The 16,850-nt window shown below is 60.6% G+C and carries 13 protein-coding genes; 8 read left to right on the forward strand and 5 right to left on the reverse strand.

Annotated elements, in window-relative coordinates:
- Positions 1-750 (reverse strand): hypothetical protein, encoded by a 750-nt coding sequence (locus GOX53_RS20500; RefSeq protein ID WP_217351863.1) that lies wholly within the window; start codon positions 748-750, stop codon positions 1-3.
- A gap of 66 nt (positions 751-816) precedes the next feature.
- A complete protein-coding gene (locus GOX53_RS20505; protein WP_171179679.1) occupies positions 817-1,827 on the reverse strand; it encodes a tripartite tricarboxylate transporter substrate binding protein in 1,011 nt (336 codons plus the stop codon).
- A gap of 135 nt (positions 1,828-1,962) precedes the next feature.
- Here GOX53_RS20505 and GOX53_RS20510 point away from each other — a divergent pair, with 135 nt between their 5' ends.
- From GOX53_RS20510 to GOX53_RS20520, 3 genes are read left to right on the forward strand one after another with little or no spacing between them, the layout of a single operon-like run.
- Complete coding sequence (locus GOX53_RS20510) at positions 1,963-3,054, forward strand: isocitrate/isopropylmalate dehydrogenase family protein (RefSeq protein WP_171179681.1); 1,092 nt, start codon at positions 1,963-1,965, stop codon at positions 3,052-3,054.
- The gene (locus GOX53_RS20515; protein WP_171179683.1) at positions 3,051-4,076 is read left to right on the forward strand and encodes a Gfo/Idh/MocA family protein; all 1,026 of its coding nucleotides are present in this window, start codon (positions 3,051-3,053) and stop codon (positions 4,074-4,076) included. The genes GOX53_RS20510 and GOX53_RS20515 overlap by 4 nt, the downstream gene beginning before the upstream one ends.
- Entirely contained in the window at positions 4,073-4,750 is a 678-nt protein-coding gene (locus tag GOX53_RS20520) for a GntR family transcriptional regulator (protein ID WP_254446673.1), read from the forward strand. The genes GOX53_RS20515 and GOX53_RS20520 overlap by 4 nt, the downstream gene beginning before the upstream one ends.
- Before the next feature lie 142 nt (positions 4,751-4,892).
- Here the strand turns inward: GOX53_RS20520 and GOX53_RS20525 are convergent, their stop codons facing one another.
- Positions 4,893-6,062: a TAXI family TRAP transporter solute-binding subunit gene (locus tag GOX53_RS20525; RefSeq protein ID WP_254446676.1), complete on the reverse strand. Its 1,170-nt coding sequence runs from the start codon at positions 6,060-6,062 to the stop codon at positions 4,893-4,895.
- Positions 5,975-8,812 carry a hypothetical protein gene (locus tag GOX53_RS20530; RefSeq protein ID WP_171179685.1) on the reverse strand — a complete coding sequence of 946 codons (2,838 nt, stop codon included), beginning with the start codon at positions 8,810-8,812 and terminating at the stop codon, positions 5,975-5,977. Before GOX53_RS20530 ends, GOX53_RS20525 begins: the two co-directional genes overlap by 88 nt.
- A 534-nt stretch (positions 8,813-9,346) precedes the next feature.
- Between GOX53_RS20530 and GOX53_RS20535 the strand changes: the two genes are divergently transcribed.
- The 3 genes from GOX53_RS20535 (at position 9,347) to GOX53_RS20545 (ending at position 13,619) form a co-directional block, all read left to right on the forward strand.
- Entirely contained in the window at positions 9,347-11,404 is a 2,058-nt protein-coding gene (locus GOX53_RS20535; RefSeq protein WP_171179687.1) for an adenylate/guanylate cyclase domain-containing protein, read from the forward strand.
- 253 nt (positions 11,405-11,657) lie between these two features.
- On the forward strand, positions 11,658-11,912 hold the full coding sequence (gene yidD / locus GOX53_RS20540) for a membrane protein insertion efficiency factor YidD (RefSeq protein WP_171179689.1): 255 nt from the start codon (positions 11,658-11,660) through the stop codon (positions 11,910-11,912).
- Between the two features lie 87 nt (positions 11,913-11,999).
- Positions 12,000-13,619 (forward strand): acyl-CoA dehydrogenase family protein, encoded by a 1,620-nt coding sequence (locus GOX53_RS20545; RefSeq protein WP_171179691.1) that lies wholly within the window; start codon positions 12,000-12,002, stop codon positions 13,617-13,619.
- A 5-nt stretch (positions 13,620-13,624) separates the two neighbouring features.
- Here GOX53_RS20545 and GOX53_RS20550 read toward each other — a convergent pair whose 3' ends face one another.
- Positions 13,625-14,146, reverse strand: a complete 522-nt coding sequence (locus tag GOX53_RS20550; protein ID WP_171179693.1) for a DUF3833 domain-containing protein — start codon at positions 14,144-14,146, stop codon at positions 13,625-13,627.
- A 103-nt stretch (positions 14,147-14,249) separates the two neighbouring features.
- On the opposite strand from GOX53_RS20550, the gene ttcA reads away from it, so the two are divergent.
- Together ttcA and GOX53_RS20560 are read left to right on the forward strand one after the other, a co-directional pair.
- Positions 14,250-15,119, forward strand: coding sequence for a tRNA 2-thiocytidine(32) synthetase TtcA (ttcA, locus tag GOX53_RS20555; RefSeq protein WP_171179695.1), 870 nt, complete (start codon positions 14,250-14,252; stop codon positions 15,117-15,119).
- 72 nt (positions 15,120-15,191) lie between these two features.
- Positions 15,192-16,733 carry a bifunctional diguanylate cyclase/phosphodiesterase gene (locus GOX53_RS20560; protein WP_171179792.1) on the forward strand — a complete coding sequence of 514 codons (1,542 nt, stop codon included), beginning with the start codon at positions 15,192-15,194 and terminating at the stop codon, positions 16,731-16,733.
- Positions 16,734-16,850 lie beyond the last annotated feature (117 nt).

Below are 16,850 nucleotides of genomic sequence, written 5' to 3' on the forward strand. Positions count from 1 at the left end.
TCAGCGGCTCCAGAGCGGTTTCAGCGAAACGTAGTAGTGATATTCGATCTGTTCGAAAATCAGCCCGCCTCGATTGGGAACGTTCTGCCTGAACCCGAAGGCCATCACACAGACGAGGATCAGCGGCGCGGCGACAGCGATAGCTGGAATGACGCGTGCCACCCGGTCGCCACGCCCTTGAACCAGCGCCCAGAGGGTGAGGCAAATCCAAAGCGCAAGTGTCACAAGGTCGTCATCGTGCCGCCCCCAATCGGATTGTGGCAGATTGCGCACCACCGCGTAACTGCCCGCAAATGCGACAACAGCCGCCGCAAGGCTCATTCTGCGCGCATGCCCGTGGTGGTATCCGAAAATCAGGGCGGTGATCAGCAGGCCCGAGGCGAGGATGAAATCCACCCGGGGAACCAACCCGACAATGTAGAAAAAGAGGATCGCCGCCAAGGTTGCGAACCGATGCGCCTCTGCCCGGTTCCAGCCTATGCCCGCCGCAGACAGCGCGCTGCGGGCCCCGCCCTCGCGAATAGAGATCGTGAGCAGAACCAGCGACAGAACCAGCAGACCACCGAAAATCCCGAGCGGCACCAAAGCGGCCGAATTGTACCAGTCCGCGCCGCTTACCCCCGCCCGGTTGTGACCAAAGAGGGGAATGAACGTGGTTCTCCAGATAAAGAAGGCAGCCACCCCAAAAAGAAACAGTGCCGCCCAGAAATCCTGGGCGCGCATCACTGCCTTGTTATCGGATGAATTCACGAAACCCTCCCCTTGAAGTGGAGAGGGCCAGTTCGCGGCCCCCTCCACATCCTTGCCTGCGCGTTCTTAGGGTTTTTCGATGCCCAGGGTTGCCGGATCGACCGTGGCCGCGCCCAGTTCCTGAAGCGTGTAGGCAAATGTGCTTTCCAGCGTCGAGAACAGTTTCTGCGCTTCGGGGCCGTATTGCCCGCCGACATCGTAGTTGTTGGCGGCGGCCCACTCGGCCACGGTTTCAGACGCAATCGCCTGCTCAAACGCAGCGCCCAGCGCGGTCTTCACATCGTCCGATGCAGAGTTATGCACCGCAAACCCGATTGCCTGCTTGAGCGGCAGATACTTGTCCAGCCCGTCGTAAATCGAAAAGGCCGAGGGAACGGTCGTGCCCGCGATCTCCACCGGATCCGGCGTAAGCATGGCCAGCGGTTTGAGTTGCCCGCCTTCGATCAGGGCGGCTTGTTCGGCCAAGGACGTCACGACCAGTGCAACCTCGCCCGCGATTGCGGCCTCTTGTCCGGGCGCCGATCCCTTGTACGGGACAAACTTGAACTCTGCGCCTGACCCATTCTGCAGCGCAAGAAGATTCAGGTGATGAATTGAGCCTGCCCCTGACGCCGCAGCCGGTATAGTCCCCGGTGCCGCCTTTGCGGCCTCCACCAGTGATTCGAGTGTGTCGTAGGGGCTGTTGGCCGGAACCGAAATCAGATCGGGCGAGCCGCCAACGATGAATGGATACCAATAGTCGAATTTCTTGTCCCAGCCGCCCTGGACCGCGGCAGTGACATTGGATTCCGAAAGTCCAACCAGAGTGTAGCCATCGTCCGGCTGGTTCATCACATAGACCATTCCGTTTGACCCGGCGACGCCACCGGTCTGATTGATGACGTTTATCGATACAGGAAGATGTTTCTCCATCTCTGCCATGATCATGCGGTTGATCGTGTCAGTCCCTCCGCCAGCACCCCAAACGACCGCCGTCGTGATGTCGCGATAAGGGTAGTCCTGCGCCATGGCGGCCCCTCCGGTCAGCCCGGTGACCAGTGTTGCCAGCCCCGCAAGCTGTGCAATCGTACGTTTCATTTTTGTCGCCCTCCCGATTTGTGCGTTTATTGTTGCATTCATTTGCGTATGCATTAAGCAATGCATTGTCAATTCGTTTTGACGCGGAGTTGGTTGAAAACCTGCCTGCACGGACATCAGAGAGGGGCGTCGGACATGTCGGGAAACTATAAAATCGCGGTATTCGACGGCGACGGGATCGGCCCGGAAATCACTGAACCGACAGTGAAAATCCTGAAATCAATGTCCGAGGCAGCGCAGAGCTATGACCTGCGCTTCACCTATGCGCCCGCCGGGGCCAGTCACTATGCGGCAACAAACGAATCTCTTCCGGAGCGCTCACTGGAAATCGCCCGACGGGCCGATGCGATTCTGCTGTCTGCCATGGGTCTGCCCGACGTCCGCTACGAAGACGGCACGGAAATTTCCCCGCAGATCGACCTGCGCAAAGCGCTGAAGCTTTTTGCCGGCGTGCGCCCCGTAACAGTACGCACCGGTCAGGCCGGGCCCCTCACCTTGCCGGAGGGCCGGGAGATTGATTTTGTGCTTATTCGCGAAAGCACCGAAGGCCTGTTCCACTCTCAGGGCTGTGGGCAGGTGACAGAAACCGAAGCCCGCGAGACCTTGCTGATCACGCGCGACGTCTCTGAAAAACTGTTTCGGTTTGCCTTCGATCTGGCAGCCGCAAGAAAGAGCAGCGGGCGTGGTCCCGGCCGCGTTACCTGTGTCGACAAGGCAAATGTATTCCGCGCCTTCGCCTTCTTTCGGGGGTTGTTTGACGCGGAAGCCATGCGGCGCCCCTCAATCGTGGCCGATCACGCCTATGTGGACGCCGCAGCCCTATGGATGGTTCAGAAGCCGTGGGATTTCGATGTACTCGTGACCGAGAACATGTTCGGGGACATCCTGTCAGATCTGGGCGCAGGGCTGATGGGGGGGCTTGGACTGGCGCCGTCAGCCGATATCGGGCTCGACCACGCCGTTTTTCAGCCTTGCCATGGCTCGGCCCCGGATATCGCCGGTCAGGGCATTGCGAACCCGTTTGCGATGATGCTCTCGGCTGCCATGATGCTAGACTGGCTCGGGTTGAAACACGGGAACACCGAAATGCAATACGATGGAACCCGGTTGCGGCAGGCCGTCGAAGCCGTGGTGGCAGAAGGGCGGGTCCTCACCCGTGACCTCGGCGGAAATGCCAGCACGCTTGCTGCTGCAGACGCGGTTACTCAGATGATGAGGGCATCATGACCACGCGCCTGAAAGTTGCCTGTGTGGGTGCGGGGTACTTCAGCCAGTTCCACTACGGCAGTTGGTCGCGGATCGACCGGGTCGAGTTGGTCGGCTCGTGCAATCGCGACATCGAAAAGGCGCGGGCGACCGGATTGCCCGCGTATGGCGATCTGGCGACCATGCTCGAGGATAAGCGCCCGGACATACTGGACATCATCTTGCCACCGGTGGCTCATGCGGATGCGATCCGCACCGCCCTGGGCGCGGGCGTGAAAACTCTGATCTGTCAGAAACCGTTTTGCCTCGACAGAGCGGAAGCGCAAGAGATGACGGCCCTCGCTGCCGCGCGGGGTGTGCGCATCGTGGTGCACGAGAATTTCAGGTTCCAGCCGTGGTACAGGGCGTTGAAAACCGCCCTTGACGCTGAGATTCTCGGCGACCTGCATCAGCTGACCTTTCGGCTGCGCCCGGGTGACGGTCAGGGGAGTGATGCGTATCTGGACCGGCAGCCGTATTTCCAGCAAATGCCCCGCTTTCTGGTGCATGAGACCGCCGTTCACTGGATCGACACGTTCCGGTTCCTGCTAGGTGATCCGATCGCCGTTTACGCCGATCTGCGCCGGTTGAACCCCCATATCGCCGGAGAGGACGCGGGTTATGTAATGCTCGATTTTCCAAAGGGCGTGCGCGCCTTGTTCGATGGCAACCGGCATCTGGATCATGCCGCGGACAATCATCGCCGGACAATGGGAGAGGCTCTGATCGAGGGCTCGGACGGAACCATCCGGCTGCTCGGCGACGGATCGCTCTGGCAACGCCCCTTTGGGACCGAGCTCGAGACGTGTCTGCTGCCGCCTGATTGCTGGGACGGATTTGGCGGGGATTGCGTACACGCCTTGCAAAAGCATGTGGTTTCAGGCCTTCTGGATGGATCCCCGATGGAAAACCTCGCAGAAGACTACCTGCGCGTCATCGACATCGAAGAGGCAATCTATACCTCGGCAGAGACCGGACAGAAAATTTTGCTGGAGCCACATTGAAACACCAGGACGTCAAACCGCAGTCGAACACTCAGCGCGCGGTTCAGGAACTGCGGCAGATGATTTTCACCGGCGAGTTGCCAGCAGGCTCGGATCATCTGGAAAGCGAGCTGGCGGTTCAGCTTGGGATGTCACGCACCCCAATTCGCGAGGCCGCGCTCATGCTTGAAAGCCAGGGGCTGCTTGAGCTCCGGCCACGCAAGGGCGTGCGTATTCTGCCCGTGTCGCCCGAAGATATGTGCGAGATCTACGACGTTCTGACCGAGCTTGAAAGCCTAGCCGCTCGACGCGCTGCGGAAAGATCGCCCTCGCCGGCTGAGTTGCAGGCCCTGGCGCAGGCAATCGACGACATGGAAAATGCCCTGACCCAGCACTCACTGGAAGATTGGGCCGAAGCGGACGAGCGGTTTCACCGGGAACTGGTCCGTTTGGGCGGAAACTCCAGGGTACAGTCCATTGTTGCGATGATGAGCGATCAGGTGCGCCGCGCCCGCGCCGTCACACTGTTCATGCGGCCGCTTCCGGTGAAATCCAACGAAGACCATCGCCGCGTTTTCGAGGCCATCCGGTCCGGCCGGGCCGATGAAGCCGCGTTCGTCCATCATGCCCACAGGCAAAACGCAAAAAAACTGATCATTGACCTGCTTGAGAAGCACAAGTTGAGCAGAGTGTGATGTTGTGGGCCGTGGAGCTTGAAAGGCCGCAAGGACGCCGGCGTGCAGACCCTCTCAAAGAAAGCCATTAACCCGCTATCGAGAGGCGCCGGCAATCAGCCCAAGACAGGCGTCATTGCCGGCAGATACCGCTCCCAACTGCTTAACAGCCAATCACCGCGCAAATTCTGTTGCGGTAGGCGGCATTCGCCTCGCTTTCGATGCTGGTCTGTGCTGGCGCGGCCACCGGTCCGCAGCTGAGTTCATAGCTTTCGCTCAACCCCAAATTCACGCATTCCGAGATGCTCCACCCGGGCGGGATATCGTTTAGGTCCACGTCATTCCATTTCGGGTGACCCACTTGTTTCAGGGTCTGGAATTGTTTGACGATGAGGTACGCCATATCTGAGACGGCCTGGCAGCTTTGCCGATGATAGACGTTGCGCCCCGGGTTGTATTCGAAAGTCATCAGAACGGCCTTCACCGCAACGACATCGATGGCTTCCTGCTGGAACGGGTAGGTCCCAGCCTCGATCCGCGAAGGTGTGTAAACCGCTGCCAGTGTCGGATCGGTGATCGGCAACAGATGCAGTTTATCAGGGTCGATCTGGTTGCTCTGGAAAATGTTGGTGGGCGCCCCTGCAACGTAGAAAAACGCGTCGATACTGCCTTCAAGCAGCCTTTGCAGCGACGTGTCGGCATTGATGGTCAGGCGCTCGGCGGGGGTAACCCTGGCGAGATCAAGAACCAGCGAAGCGGTCAGAAAGGTTCCGCTGTCCTCGACACCGACCGCCACGCGGCGACCGTTCAGATCGGCCAATGAAGTGATTTCGCGCTTGGCCAGAATGTGCACCTCTTCGTTGTAAAGCGGGAATGCGATGCGGACGCCGAAAATGGCCCGGGCAATCTCGGGATCTTCGCTGGAATAGGTTTTCAGGTATTCCAGCACATCGCTTTGGACGATGCCCAGTTGGGTGTGGCGGCGTTTGCGCACTCCAAGGAAATTCTCCAGCGATCCTGCGCTTTCGCGGACGTTGAGCTCGATGCCACATGCTGAGGCAATATCACTCATATCACGCCCGATCTGGATATATGTTCCCGTCGGCCCACCTGTCAAAATGTTGCGCTCGAACGCCGAAGCGGACAGCGGCAGTACAAGACCCAAGGCCGCCAAAACCCCGCTTCTGGCAAGGACCTTCCCTAGCTTGATCAAACCCATTTTACCCTCCCTCAGAACAACAAAACCTAACAAATCTCTCCGGACCGAACCAAATGCAGCAGGGTCTGCCGGTTGATCTCTCCGGTGGCCGCTCTCAATGCGTCGGTCGCGCAAGTGCCGCTTGCCAAATCGGCGACAAGGCCATTGATGACTCCCTCGGGCAGGTCGTTCAGGCCCGGCGCACCGATCAGGATCGAACGGACAATCTCGATGGGGACGGCGGCGTTCGATGCAGACGAAGACACGACAGACGGTGTCGAACGCGCCGCCACCGTTGGGCTGGCCGCCTCTGAACCTTCCCGAGGTTGATCGGATTGCGGTGAGACCCGTAAATCGGCTTCGACCGCGCGGCGTTCCAACTCTTCCAGACTCGCCGTAAGGTTCGACAGTTCATCGCGGTAGGCGGCGGTTTGCAGACGCAATGACTCCAACTCGGCCCGCGCAGTCGCCGCGCTCAGCGTCGACTGCGAGAGATCAGCCTGATTGGCTAGGTGTTGCTGTTGAACAGCCTCGATTTCCTGAGTTGCGCTGACCTTGGCCGCTTCCAACTCGGCAAGCTGAGTGGCCGCTGTATCCCGCCGGGACTCGACCTCTGTTGCCTCGGCGGTCAGGCGATCCAGCTCTTCCCGAGCCGGGGCGATATCGCCTTGTATCGCGCGCAATTCGGCTTCGGCTTCTTCAACCTGGGTGTTCACGTCCGCCAAAGCTTGTGACGCCGCCGCGGTCTCGGTGGCGCTCTCGCGGGCTCCTTCAACTTCTGCGGTCAACTGGCCAAGCTCGGTGCGGCGACCATCCAACTGACGCAATAGCGCACTCAGCTCTTCTTCCGCCACCGCCGCGTCGTCGGAGGTCTGCTGAAGCGAGGCTACCACCCGGTCGCGCTCTTCGATTGCGGCTGCAGTCGTGGCCGCAGTATCCGCCTGCCGCTCGTCGAGCGCAGCAAGTTCCGATTGGGCGGTATCGCGTTTGCTGATGATCTCGGCAAGGCTGGCAGCCGCGCTGTCATGCTCAAGGCGAATGTCCTCCAGCTCCTTGGCCAGTTCCGACTTGGCTTGCGTGTCCGCATCGATTGCCGCACGAAGTTCGGCCCGCTGGCCCTCCAATTCGTCCTTCTCGGCATTCAGGTCGTTGAGTGTTGCGGCAGCCTCTGTGATGGAGAGCTGCGACTGCGCCAACTCGTCCTTCGACGTAGCGACTTCGTCTGAGAGACCGTCACGCTCCTGACGCAGTTTGTCGAGCGCCGCCGCCAGATCCTGCCGGGTTTGCTCATCCGCCTGCAGTTCCTCGGACGCCTCCTGAACTTTGGCGGTCAATTCAGCAAGCTCGGCCTCGCTGCGGGTAAGCTCACCGCGAGTGGACGCCACCTCGGATCGCAATGCTTCGAGGCTTTCCTGTGCATTCGAACGCTCCAAGTTCCCGGCGGCGATCTCGGCCCTAAGTCCCAGAAGTTCGTCGCGCGCCTGCACGATACCCTTTTCAACGGCGTTTTTGTCAGCAATCACTTCGCCAACGCTGGCCTCTTCCTGTTGCAGAGCGGCGAGTTCTTCCTGCAGTTCCGCCAAGGCGGTTTCCGCCGCTGCCTTTTCCTCGCCCGCTGTCTGGGCGGCACTTTCGGCGAGCGAACGTTCCGCCGACAATGCTGCAAGCTCGGCGGACAAGGCATCGCGGCGGTCGACAAGCTCGGCGAGCGCATCCTCGGTCTGCTCCGTCTCGGCCCGGATTGCATCAAGGCGGGTCTTGTTGTCCTCAAGCTCCGCTTGCGTTTCAGCAGAGGTAGCGCCAATTTCAGCGGCCTCCTCCTCGGCCAACCGCAGCGCCTCCGAGCGCTCCGCCTGCTCTTTCTTCACTGCATTCAGCGCAGTTTCGGTTTGCTCCAACTCCGACCGTGTCGCGTCCAGTTCCTGTCGCACACCGGCCAGGCTTCCTTCGGCGGCGTCACGTTCCTGCGTCAGTTGGGCCAGTCTCTGGGAAATCGCCTCGGACTCGGCGGCTTCTTCGCGAGCCTTCTCGATTTTTGCGGCAAGGTTCTCGAATTCCTCACGGCGTTTGGCAATCTCGGCGTCTAGTTCCTCATTCTCGGCTTGCGTATCCGAAGAGACACCTCTGGTGTGCTCCGATTCCGCAACAGCAACCGCGACCTGCTCAGCGGGCATTGGCAGACCCTGTTCCGCCTCGGCGATCCTATTCTGCAATTCGGAAATGCTCTCAGCACTTTGGTCAATCCCTTCTTCGACAGCCATTTTCTGGTCGTGCAGGATTTTTAATGCTTTTTCCGCCTCTGAAACACTGGCGTGAAGCGCCGCAATCTCTTCGCCCATCGCTTTCAGATCGGCATCCGCTGTCTCTCTTTGCGCCTGAATCGACTGAATCGATTGCTCTGCCGATGCGATCGCTGCCGCCGTCTCGGCGGCGTCCGTGGACAGGCCGATCTTTCTGGCAATCAGCACCTCCAACTCTTCCCGCAGCCGCGTCTCATCCTCTTGCAACCCGTCCAATGCGTCCTTGGCTTCAGCCTGCAATTCGGCGGCGGGCGCATCGCCGACATCTACACTGTTCTCAGGATCGCCTTCGCCTGCCTTGAACTGCTGAAGGTCGCCAACTTCCGCCTTTGCGGTTTCGATCTGGACGTTGAGTTCTGCAAGCCTAATGTTGGCCGCCTGTGCGCTGGTCTCCAGGTCAACGATCTCGGCTTGCTGCTCGGCCATCTTGGCCTCGTTCGCCTCGATTTCGGCAACCAACTGGCTCTCTGCCTCGTCCAGTTCGGCAATTCGTGATGTGAAACCCTGTCTCTCTGCGTCCACGTCTGCGATCCGGGCGCGCAACGCTGACAGATCGTCATCGGCCTTGGCAATGTCGCCGACCAATTTGTCTCTGTTGGATTGCGCTCGGGCGACGTCCTCTTCCAGCAAGGCAAGCGTTTTTCGCAGCGGGGAAACCGCCTGAGTCGATCCCTCGGAAATTGTCGCAGACTCTTCGGCGCCTTGTGCGAAACCGACAGGCGCCCCAATGCAAAGCCCTAAAACAAAAATAACCAAACAAAACAGCCGAAGCCGGAACATCCCTCCACTCTCCAAGCAGAAAAGGCGACACAAGCTTCTCACAAATTGTTGAAAAAGTCGAATCGTAACCGGATGGGCCGGAGCGTAAGGCGGCCACGAACCCGTGCTGATCCCGTTCATGGAGCCACACAAAAAACGGTCAATTTTGGGTTTAATCGGCGCTTTGAAAGCCCTCTCATCACCCACTGGTGAACACCTTCATGACCAATAATGCTATACCGTTCGGCCAGAAAACCCTCAGAATATGGGATACCGCCGGGCCACAAGAACGAGGTTTCATTTCGCCAGTTGGCAATCTAAGCTCTCGACTCCGGCGCTTACCGCTATTTTGGAGCCACCATGCGCGTCAGCGTAGGAATTGCTGTCACACTGCTCGTTGCCATCTCGATCGGCATGTCGACATCCGTTGTCCATTCGCTGTGGTGGACAACGGCGCGCGAAAACAGCCGGATGCTTGCAGCCGAAATCAACAGCCAGATCGCGAACACTGTCCGGATCGAGGTTGGGCTTACGCTGCGATCCGCAGAAGCCGCCTGGGCCGCTGTAAGAACCGTCTTTGTCCAGAACGTCATCACCACGCGGCAGGCCGACAAGCGAGAGTTCGTGTTTCTGTCGCAATTGCAGGCTCAGCCCAACATTTCGTGGATCGTCTTCGGCTGGCCCGACGGGGATTTCTTTGCCTCCCATCGTCTCGGCGATGACGGTCTTGAGATGATCGAGATCGACGATGAAATCCGGGATCGGATGCTGCGCATGGATCGCTACATCTTCATTCCCGGCGACATCCAGTTCGAAGAGCGGAACTTCTCGCCAACAACCTACGACCCGCGTGAGCACGCCTGGTATGGGAACTTCATCGAACGCGACGCGCCGGATTGGATCGAAGCACGCGGCCTGCCGGGCAGCGACAAGACGGCTTACGCCTTTGCCGGACCCGTCGATGTGAATCGCAGGCGGCAAGGCGTGTTGGCTGTTGTGATCGAAACCGACCGGCTGTCGCGTTTTCTCGCAACGCTGCAACCGGGTGAGTTTGGCGCAGCCTTCATCCTTGACGCGGATGGCGAAGTGATCGCCGTACCCGATCCGAACGCAGACGAAATCACTCCGGCCCGGATGGGAGAGGGTAGCTTGTACGAGGTTGCCAAGATATCCGGCGAGAAGTTGCTGGGGAGGTCAGGCGCACGTGTGGCGGCTAGTTCCACGATCCGGATCGTCAACGATGGCGTGCCCTATGCCGTCGCTTTGACGCCGCTGGGGTTCTATGGCTGGCGGGTTGCCACGGTTATTCCGGAATCGGCCTTCCTGTCGGGGTTCGACAAGACTTTGATGAACCTGATTTACGTGTTGGTTGGCGTGGTGATCGCGGCAACAGGCTTCGCGATCTGGCTTGTTCGGCGGGTCGTCTCAAACCCGCTGGCGCGCATCGTCGAGGACCTGAGCAAAGTCGAACGCTTTGACATTGAGCAGATTGAACGCCGGCCGTCCAAACTGTCTGAACTCGCCAACCTTTCCGCAGCGACGGCGAACATGGCGGCGGGCCTCTCGGCGTTTCGTAAATACGTGCCCACCGACCTGGTGCGGACGCTGGTGTCCGAAGGCATCCACACGCAGCCCGGCGGGGAAATGAAACAAATCTCGGTTCTGTTTTGTGACGTTGCTGGTTTCACGGGTCTGTCCGAAAAGCTCGGGCCGAAGATCGTCCAGTTGATGGAGCCCTTTTTCAGCGCCGCGTCATCTGCCATCGCGCGTAACAACGGCACGATCGACAAGTTCATGGGCGATGCGGTGATGGCGTTCTGGGGGGCGCCACGTGTGAACCCCGATCATGCCGAGAACGCATGCCGTGCCGCCCTGGATCTCGTTGCAGCGGTCGCGGCAACCGGCATCAAGGACGATGCCGGCCAGCCCTTGCGCATCCGGCTTGGGCTCAACAGCGGTGAGGCGCTGGTTGGCAACATCGGCTCGGACCAGCGGCTGAACTACACGGCAATTGGTGACGTTGTGAATGTTGCCAGCCGCCTGGAAGGCGCCAACAAGGCATATGGCACCTCGATCCTGATCGGCCCCGAGACACGGCGCGCCGCGGGCGACACTATTGTTGTCAGGGAACTGGACACGCTCGCGGTTTTCGGCCGAACCGAAGGGCTCGTCATCTTTGAATTGATCGCGATGGCTGATGGCTTCGAAGGGTCCCGCGATTGGATCGCGGCCTATGAAGATGGGCTTGCGCATTATCGGAACAGACGGTTCGACAAGGCGGTTTCGGCCTTTGAGGCGGCGGAAAGGGCACGCGGCGGTGATCCCGCCTCTGCCGTCATGAAAAGACGCGCCTCCGCCTTCCAAACTCAACCGCCACCACATGACTGGACGGGCGTCGCGGTTGCGGACACGAAGTGAACCCTCTTCACCGACGCCAAGGGGGTGTTGGGGCGGACTTCCGTTGGCCTGACCCCATGTCCTCGGCCATTTTCAAGGTCTGGACCTGCAATCGCAGGCGCTCCTCTATCCGAGTACGCCACCCCAGCCGAGGGTCCAGCACGCATTGTGCAGCCATCAGCCCAGCCGTAAGCCGCCGCACCGGTTTCCAATCGGTTCAGCGGACTGGCCACTATGGGTTTCACCACCCTGCCAATGCTACTAAGTTGTGCGCATGACGCCCCTCGCCCATATCCTGGCTCTTCCTGTGCGCGCCTACCGGTTGGTCTTCAGCCCGTGGGTCGGGTTCAATTGCCGATACCAACCCACCTGCTCTGCCTATGCACTGGAGGCGTTAGAAAAACACGGCGCGGTCAGGGGGGTGTGGCTTGCAACCAAGCGGATCGGGCGCTGTCATCCATGGGGCAGTGACGGGTATGATCCCGTCCCCGACAGCAAGGGCAAAGCAGCATCCGAAAGCCCGGATTGACGCGCGGCGCAAGGTTGTGACGAGCCGTCATCCTTGACCCGCATGATACACCCCGGGAAACTTGGATCAGGCAACCCCGAGGGTCCCATGCAATCCAAACCCCGAACCGCTCTTCCAACTCACGAAGTGCAAAACCAGCCGCCGGATCGCGGAGATTGCGACTTGTGGGCCTCGGACCAAGTGCTGCGTGAGAAGGTGACCCTTGCGAACGGTCAGGCGGAACCGCTGGCCTCGCTTGGCCGCACGCTGGGAACCATGGAACTGCGCGAAGCCGGACGCGATGCAAACCGGCATCCACCGGAGCTGAACCTGTTCGACCGGGGCGGGCGGCGACTGGATGAGGTGCGGTTTCATCCCGCCTATCACCGCCTGATGGAGGTCAGCCAGTTCGCGGGATACGCGGCCATCGCCTGGGAGGGGCAGCCGGGCGGGCACGCCACCCATGCCGCGATGGTTTATCTCGCCGGACAGGTCGAACCCGGTCACTGCTGCCCGATGACGATGACCTATGCGGCAATCCCGGCGTTGGCGGCGCAAGGCGGGGTGGCCGACATCTGGCGGGAGAAACTCATGTCCCGCCGGTACGATCCAACCACGCGGCCCATCGCAGAAAAACAAGGCGCCACCCTCGGCATGGCGATGACCGAAAAACAGGGCGGTTCGGACGTGCGCGCCAACACAACGATTGCCGCGCGGGATGGCGATCACTGGCGGCTCAAAGGGCACAAATGGTTCTGCTCGGCGCCCATGTCCGATGGGTTCCTGACATTGGCACAGGCGCCGGGGGGCCTGACCTGTTTCCTGCTGCCCCGCTGGCTCGAGGGTGAGCGTAACGGAATCCATCTCATGCGGCTCAAGGACAAGCTGGGCAACCGGGCCAATGCCTCGTCCGAGGTCGAGTTCCATGATGCGCTCGCCTACCAGTTAGGGGATGAGGGCGCAGGTGTCCGCACCATCATCGAAATGGTGCACCACACCCGCCTCGACACCGCCATGGCGCCAGCGGGACTGATGCGCGCGGCACTGGCCGAGGCACATCACTGGGTGAGCCACCGCAGCGCCTTTCAGCGGCGGCTGATCGACCAGCCGCTGATGCGCGCCGTGCTGGCCGATCTGACGCTGGACTGGGAGGGCGCACTGACCCTCGGCATGCGCGTCGCTCAAGCCTTTGACAGCAACACCCCCGAACAGCGCGCCTTTGCCCGCATCGGCGTGGCACTGGCCAAGTTCCTTGCCAACAAGCGCTGCCCGGTGGTCGTGGTCGAGGCGATGGAGGCGCTGGGTGGCATGGGTTATGTCGAGGATACCCCCCTGCCCCTGCTCTACCGCGAGGCGCCGCTTAACGGTATCTGGGAGGGGTCGGGCAATGTGATCTGCCTCGACATCCTTCGCAGCCTGGCCCGCGATCCCTTGGCCGCCGACGCGCTGCACGCCGAATTCCAGGCTGCCACCGGCACCGACCGCCGCTATGATACTGCACTGAAAGCGCATCAGGAACGCTGGCCCGGCCTTCCGCCAGAGAGCGAGGCGCGTTGGTACGTCGAACGCACCGCACTGCTGCTTTCGGGCTCACTTCTGCTCCGAAATGCCCCCGGTCCTGTTGCAGACGGGTTCATCACAACACGAATCGCAAATGACAGCGGCCGTATTTCAGGGTCTGTGTCCGGGCTCGATACCGATGCAGTCCTGTCGCGACTGACGGCGTGACGGTTTCACGGTTTTTCGAACACGATGACGACTTCGCCAAGTTCCACGCCGTATTTCTTCATATAGGCGCGGTTTAGAAGACGTCGGTCGGACAATAGCCACATCCAGTCGTCGAAAGCGACCCGGATGGTCCCGTCCGGCACTGGCAAGTCGATCCGGTATTGCCAGTTGAAGACATCGCCGCGCTCTTCGCCGCGCGCAACACCCAGCACTCCGGGCGCTGTCCCCTCCCAGGTTTCATCGCCCGTTTTGGTCAGCGTCCAGACCCGCTGTTCGGTCAGTCCGTCATGATAGGTAAAGTCCTCGGTTAGTGTCAGAACCTCGCCGTCCCACTCACCCAGAATGTCGACCTTGAACCGGCGCGACACGTTCCCGAAACGGTCCTGAAACTGGCCGTAAGCGGTTGTCCGGCCTTTAAAAAACTCTTCCAGGTTAAGCTCGCGCTCCGACAGTTTGGGATCGTCGAGTGACGGTTTTCCAATACAGGCAGTCAACAGAAACAGGGCGGTCCAGATGAGGTGGCGCATATCGTCCTCTTTCTTGCTGATACGCACAAACACGCCGGACGGTTCAATTCCCAGCGCCAGACCGGCCCTTGCCCGGTTTCGGCAAGTCTAGTACAGGCGGACCATGTTCGACGAACCCGAAGATATCCACCCGCTTTTCGCCGGCGCGCCCTCGACCACCGAGTTCAAGAAGCTGCGCAAACGCATCGTGCGCCAATCGCGCGAGGCGATCGAGCAATATGGCATGGTGGAACGCGGCGCGAGGTGGCTGGTCTGCCTGTCGGGTGGCAAGGACAGCTACACTCTGCTGGCGGTTTTGCACGAGCTGCAATGGCGTGGATTGCTGCCGGTGGAACTGCTGGCCTGCAACCTCGATCAGGGCCAGCCGGGGTTCCCGGCCACCGTGCTGCCCGAGTTTCTTGAACGCATGGGCGTGCCGCACCGGATCGAGTATCAGGACACCTATTCCATCGTCGTCGACAAGGTGCCACAGGGGCGAACCTACTGCGCGCTCTGCTCGCGTCTGCGGCGCGGCAACCTCTACCGGATCGCGCGCGAGGAAGGATGCTCCGCCGTGGTGCTGGGCCATCATCGCGACGACATCCTGGAAACCTTCTTCATGAACCTGTTTCACGGTGGGCGCCTTGCTACCATGCCACCAAAGCTGGTCAACGAAGAGGGCGATCTGTTCGTTTACCGGCCCCTTGCGCATGTGGCCGAATCGGATTGTGAGAAATTCGCCACCGCGATGAACTATCCCATTATCCCCTGCGATCTCTGCGGCAGTCAGGACGGGCTGCAGCGCCAGCAGGTCAAGCAGATCCTCGATCAGTGGGAAAAGAACGCACCAGGCCGCCGTCAGGTCATGTTCCGAGCCCTGATGAACGCCCGCCCGTCACATTTGCTGGACCCGAAACTCTTTGACTTTCAGGACCTTGCCCTGCAACCCGGCAAAAAAGACGAAAATTCCGACCAAATTCCGCATCTGCGTTAACGTCTGACTCAGACTGGTTTCCTAGGGTCGCTTGTGCGTGCTCACCGCCCAAGTGAAAGGCCGATGAAACCGATGCGGAAACACTCGCTGCTGACCCGATTTCGCCATCAGATCGTTCCGGTTCTGACCGGGCCACCGATCCTCGCCTTTCTGCCGGCAATCTCGCTGGGGGCGTTCTGGATTGGCGGTGAAGCGGCACTGCTGGGCGTTGCGCTGGGTCTGCCCCTGCTCTTCGCGCTGGCCGGGGCGCTAGGGGCATGGCCTGCGGAACGGCGCGTTCTGCGCGACAGCGTGACCGGGCTGATGCTGCGTGACAGTTTCGGAACGGTGATGGAGGACATGCACGATGAGGCCCGCGCAACAGGGCGCAAATCCACCTGTTTCGTGATCGAACTGGACGATTACCGCGACCTGGTGAACCGGCATGGCCAGAGCGCGGGCGATATGGTCGCCCAGCGCAGTGGTGAGCGGATTCTGGGCGCGGTTCGGGACAATGACGTGGTCGCACGTTTGGGCGACAGCCGCTTTGCCGTCTGCCTGTCACCTGTGCCGCAACTGGACCTGGAGCTTTGCATCCAGCTGGCGGGCCGTATTCAGAGCGCGGTTGAGGATCCGATCTCGCTGGATGGCACTGCTATTTATGTGTCTTGCTCGGTCGGGTTCTGTCAGCATGGCCGCGCTCCGACTTCCGGCGGTGCCGGTTGGCTGCAAGCAGCCTCTGCCGCGCTGATTGAGGCGCAGCAGCACGGCCCCTCTGCCATCCGCGCCTTTTCACCCGATACCCCGCGCCGGGCCCGATCTCAAAGCGATTTACGCACAGAAGTGTCGATGGCGCTGGAAAACGGGCAGATCCAGCCATGGTACCAGCCGCAAATTTCTACTGACACCGGCAAGGTGACCGGGTTCGAGGCGCTGGCGCGCTGGTCGCACCCGGTGCGCGGTATCCTGAGCCCCGACACCTTTCTGCCGTTGATCGAAGAGGCCGGTCTGATGGAGCGGTTGGGACAGGTCATGCTCTACAATGCACTGACCGCACTCAAGGCATGGGACAGTGCCGGAGTGGACGTGCCGCGCGTCGGCGTGAACTTCGCCTCGGACGAGTTGCGGAACCCGGGGCTGGTGGACCGCATCCGGTGGGAATTGGACCGGTTCGACCTGACACCCGACCGGCTGGCGGTCGAAATTCTGGAGACCGTTTTCTGCAATTCGCCTGACGATGTTATCGCCCTGAATATCTCGGGGCTAGGGGCGCTGGGATGCCGTATCGACCTGGACGATTTCGGAGCAGGCCACGCCTCGATCGCGTCGATCCGCCGTTTCGACATCTCGCGCATCAAGATTGATCGGTCCTTCGTTATGAAAGCAGACCGCGATCCGGAGCAACAGCGCATGATCGCGGCCATTTTGACGATGGCCGAACGGCTGGAGCTGGAAACGCTGGCCGAAGGGGTCGAGACCGTGGGTGAGCACGCGCTGCTGGCCCAGCTTGGATGCGATCACGTGCAGGGCTTCGGGATCGGCAAGCCGATGCCTTTCGACCAGACCCTCGACTGGATCGCGACCCATCAGGCAAAACTGCACGATACACCCCGGATCGGACGTGAAACCGGCTGAGCAATGTGGTTTGGCGGCAAAACCGCACGTTTTGCCCCAGGCCATCAGGGCGAATCCCCTTGACCTTTGGGCCCGCACTCTGTTGAACCCACCCTTGTCTCTTAATGCACAAGGTGG

It is taken from the genome of Ruegeria sp. HKCCD8929 (assembly GCF_013031405.1).
Lineage (GTDB): Bacteria > Pseudomonadota > Alphaproteobacteria > Rhodobacterales > Rhodobacteraceae > Ruegeria.